Origin of the sequence: Bacteroides cellulosilyticus DSM 14838 (assembly GCF_000158035.1) — a bacterium.
GTDB classification, from domain to species: domain Bacteria; phylum Bacteroidota; class Bacteroidia; order Bacteroidales; family Bacteroidaceae; genus Bacteroides; species Bacteroides cellulosilyticus.
Window position 1 is genome coordinate 540164 of the sequence record NZ_EQ973492.1, and the last position, 4033, is coordinate 544196.

The 4033-nt window shown below is 46.5% G+C and carries 4 protein-coding genes; all 4 read right to left on the reverse strand.

Annotated features, from left to right (window positions below):
• Nucleotides 1–32: 32 nt before the first annotated feature.
• Nucleotides 33–2093, reverse strand: coding sequence for a TonB-dependent receptor plug domain-containing protein (locus tag BACCELL_RS20295; RefSeq protein WP_007213922.1), 2061 nt, complete (start codon nucleotides 2091–2093; stop codon nucleotides 33–35).
• A gap of 146 nt (nucleotides 2094–2239) precedes the next feature.
• Entirely contained in the window at nucleotides 2240–2566 is a 327-nt protein-coding gene (locus BACCELL_RS20300; RefSeq protein WP_007213923.1) for a DUF2149 domain-containing protein, read from the reverse strand.
• 21 nt (nucleotides 2567–2587) lie between these two features.
• The gene (locus BACCELL_RS20305; RefSeq protein WP_007213924.1) at nucleotides 2588–3187 is read right to left on the reverse strand and encodes a MotA/TolQ/ExbB proton channel family protein; all 600 of its coding nucleotides are present in this window, start codon (nucleotides 3185–3187) and stop codon (nucleotides 2588–2590) included.
• 34 nt (nucleotides 3188–3221) lie between these two features.
• Complete coding sequence (locus BACCELL_RS20310; RefSeq protein ID WP_007213925.1) at nucleotides 3222–3779, reverse strand: hypothetical protein; 558 nt, start codon at nucleotides 3777–3779, stop codon at nucleotides 3222–3224.
• Nucleotides 3780–4033: the final 254 nt, after the last annotated feature.

Here is a 4033-nt window from a genome sequence, read left to right on the forward strand (position 1 = left end):
GATGCTTCATATCAATAATAAGTTGTTATGCGTTAATTCTTTAGTTTTAAAGTCAGACTCACTACCAACATACGTCCCGGTGAGTACAGGGTGAAGTTCTTCGTCAGAGGTCTCATATCCTTCTTGTTGAAGATATTGTCGATACCGATACCGGGTTCCAGGAAGAAACTGCTGAAACAGTCGAAGGAGTGGCGGGTGTTCAGGTTCCAGATACCGTAACCCGGAGCATCTCCGTCGGCATCTCCCGGATAGTAGCATTTGCTTTGCAGACGGCCGTTCAGGTTCAGGTTCATGGTGTAGTCACCCCATGAATGTGCATAGTTTCCGCTGATGGTTGCCGTGTGGCGGATGCTGCGTTGAATGTTTTGCCAGCCTTCTTCACCTTTACCGCGGGCATAAGCGTAGGTATAGTTACCATTCAGGGTAAAGCCGGCGAACGGATTGCCTGACAAACTCACCTCAAAACCACGGACGGTAGCCTTTTCAAAGTTGATGTATTCTTTCAGGTTCACATTCTTGGTAGATGATAAGTCTGCCAGTTCGGGGAATTCTTCTTTCAGTTGCTGCTGGGCCTCAGCGGACAAATCATTGAATGCGGTTACTTTGGAAGACACCATATCTGTCAGATAATTCAGATATCCCGTAACGGAGGCACTGAAACGGTTGGTGCGGTATTCCATATTGATGGAGTAGTAGTTGCTGTGTTCAGGCTTCAAGTCAGCGTCACCGATGGAGATGGTGTATTTGCTACCCATTTTCTTGAACATACTGTAATACAATTCGTCTACGCCGGGAGCACGGAAACCAGCTGCATACGTGGCACGTACGTTGAAGTTTCCAATATTGTACATGGCTGCCACTTTCGGGGTGAAACGTCCGCCTGCCTGTTCATGATAGTCATAGCGTGCACCGACGATGCCCGTGAAGTGATCCCACAGTTTTACCTCATGCTGTCCGTAGCCCGACAAAGTATATACTCCCTTGTCTACATCGGCATCGGGACGAACAAGAATGTCCTTGCGGTAGTCCACTCCGAAGACAGTAGTACTGTTGGTGGTGAAACCGAAGATACCTTTCAGTTCGGCATCATGGAACTTCTGTCTTTTGGTGAATGCGTAGTCACCCGGTTGGTAATCACCGGCTGCCAGCATGTATTTGTAGCGCGAAGTATAATTGTTGCCTACATAATCCAACTGGATGGAGGAACGTTTATTCAGTCTGTACTTGGCTCCTGTACCCCAGTTGTAGCCTTCGTAATGCGTATTATAATCATTTCCGCCTGTCATGCCGTCGCGTTTGGCAGGGCGATCGGTCATACGCCAGTAATATCCGCCATTGGCATAGAACGAGAGTTTTTCCGTAGCATCGTAGGTGAATTGCTGAGAAAAGTTATTCATGCTGTAGCCGATGGAAAGCTGATCGAGGGTTTCAACCAAGTCATCATTCTTGTCTACGGTCAGACCACTGTTCTGCCAGCCATCCGAGTGATCGTACTTATAAGCAGTATAAGAGGCGAGCTTTCCTTTGGCAATGTCCAGGTTGAGGCCTTGTGAAAACTGATTCTTTCTTGTATAACGGCTGTTGGTGGTGAAGGAGATTTCATCTTTCGGCTGGTTGGTGATGATGTTGATAACACCGGCAATCGCATCCGAACCATAGAGTGAAGAAGCTGCACCGTTTAAAACCTCAATACGCTTCACACGGCTCATGTCTATCTGGCTGATGTCGATATTACCGCTGATATCCCCCGTCACTTTACGTCCGTTAATCAGTATCAGTACATATTTATTGGAAAGTCCGTTCATCATCAGATATGAACCCATCGCATTCGGGGAGAAGGAGAGAGAGGGGACCATCATGGTCATGGCTTGTTGGAAATCCGTGATTCCGGCACGTTTTATTTCGTTGGCGGTGATGACGGATACCGGTGCCGGAGTATTTTTCAGTCGCTGGTGCGTACCCGTACCGGTTACTACTACAGGATTCAAATCCACAGTTTTATCTACGGAAGTTTCACCTTTATCAGCCTGTGCCCATGCACCGGCAGCGATACTTCCCATTAAGAGAGTCGTTAAGAATCTTTGCTTTATCATAAAATTATCGTTTGTTTGGAAATGCAAAGATATGGGGAAGATGAGGGCAAGAAAATACCCACTGATGGGTATTTCTATTGTTAAAAACCCTTGTTTATAGGTATGGACTCTTTAACTTTTATTCAAAGGGTGATGGATGTCTATCATTATTCCGGAACATAGATAATTTCTCCACTTTCCAGTTGGTAGGCTACACCGACTTTTTTCCCTCGCTTGCCGGAAGTTTCCTGTTCCTCGCTGGGAGTGTATCGCTTGATTTCCTGTCCTTCTTTCGTAATGATTTCCATATTCTCTTTTCCGGGATTCTTCACCATAGTGAAGTCTTCTTTGGAAAACATTTCCGTCATGTTGAAGCGGGAGACGAGGGCAACCATCAGTGCGACGGCAAAGACCATGGCTACATCAAAAAGGTTCGCTACCGTACCCATCGGGTCGGAGTCCGTTTGGTTGTGAAGCAGTCTGTTTCGTTTCATATTTTTTTATGAGGCTGAGAGTTATTCATTGGTTTTGTTTCGCAGGGTCTTGTCCAGATATTCCAGATCATTTATTTCACGGGCATACCAGCGTTGTTTCACTTGCAGAGTGATGACGCCGACTGCGGCAATCACCATACCGACCACGGTGGTGGCAAAGGCTACCTGCATATTGTAAGCCATTGAGGAAATATCTCCTGTAGCCAGTCCGACAAGGGCGGGACCCATCGGAATCAGTGTTCCCATCAATCCCAGCATCGGGCCGAGTTTGATGAAAGTGCGCGAGCGTCCCAGCTCTTTTTCGGCGTCTACTTCGAAGTTGGCAAGCAGGCGTTCGCAGTAGGCGGCGTTATCACGGTGCTCGGCAAGCTTTTTCAGGCAACGGAGCAAAGGTTGTTTCCCGGCTTGGGGCAAGCTCTGCAACTGTTCGTTAATGTTTTCAGGAGTGATGGTTTCCAACATCTCGGAGAGTTGCTTTTGTAGTTTCATCCGTTGGTAGAATTCTCCGAAGAAACCTCCGGCAAGGATAATGGCGCGGAGGAAGAACAGGAGTAATAATACGATGACCGGAACAAGTAGTCCGTTGGATATCCAGAAGAGTGAGTTTGAAATGGTTTCCATAATGATATTTATAATTTTAGTAGTTACTGTTTATTTAGTAGCCGGTAGCTATGATGCTCAGTACGACTATGAATAAGTTTACAATAAAAAGGATTTCGAGGCGCAAGGCTTTATCTCCCAAGAGGATTTGTAGCAATCGGGCACCGACACCGATAAGTAAGAATGTGGTGGTAGCTACTGTCCACGAGAGCATATTGAAATCAATGCCTGGAAAAGAGAATAATAATTCAGCCAGTATATAGCATAGTACACCACCTATCAATAAACCGGGGTAAAGGTGGAGCAGAAAGGTGACGCTTCGTTTGAATGCAGTGTCTCTTGTACGCATTTCGGAGAAGCAGTCGAAGCAAAAGGTTATCAGGATGGCGGCTTCCAGTGTGATGCAAATAGATACATCCAGCATTTTTTCCCGGGAAGCAAAAAAGGCTGCTATTGCTGTCTTAGATTGCTCGGTTACCCAAGGGGTAATGAGTAAAACAAATAGGGCACAACATAGTGCTGTCAGCCACGTTCCCCAACGGGGATAGAAGCCGACCTTCAGCAGGAAGCTGAGGGTGATGAAGATTGCTAATATGGGGATGACGTAATCCATAGTTATATTTTTGTTATGGGGTTACCAGCATAGCCATTAATATTTAGACTATCTTAATTCCCCTCCTCTCGGGAGGAGGGGTGCCCGAAGGGTGGGGTGGTAGGTGAGAAAAAAAAATCCTTATTTTTTAATATTAATAGGTATTTTGTTGTTTTACCTACCACCTCCCCCTACGGGTACTCCACCCCCTCCGGCTCCCCCGTTATCGGGGGAGAGCAATTCCCGAGAGGAGGAGAACTAAGATAGCATACCGA

What these genes read in the sequence shown, in the direction of transcription:
- BACCELL_RS20295 (WP_007213922.1), bottom strand. Translation starts at nt 2,093, where the DNA reads ATGATAAAGCAAAGATTCTTAACGACTCTCTTAATGGGAAGTATCGCT.
- BACCELL_RS20300 (WP_007213923.1), bottom strand. Translation starts at nt 2,566, where the DNA reads ATGAAACGAAACAGACTGCTTCACAACCAAACGGACTCCGACCCGATG.
- BACCELL_RS20305 (WP_007213924.1), bottom strand. Translation starts at nt 3,187, where the DNA reads ATGGAAACCATTTCAAACTCACTCTTCTGGATATCCAACGGACTACTT.
- BACCELL_RS20310 (WP_007213925.1), bottom strand. Translation starts at nt 3,779, where the DNA reads ATGGATTACGTCATCCCCATATTAGCAATCTTCATCACCCTCAGCTTC.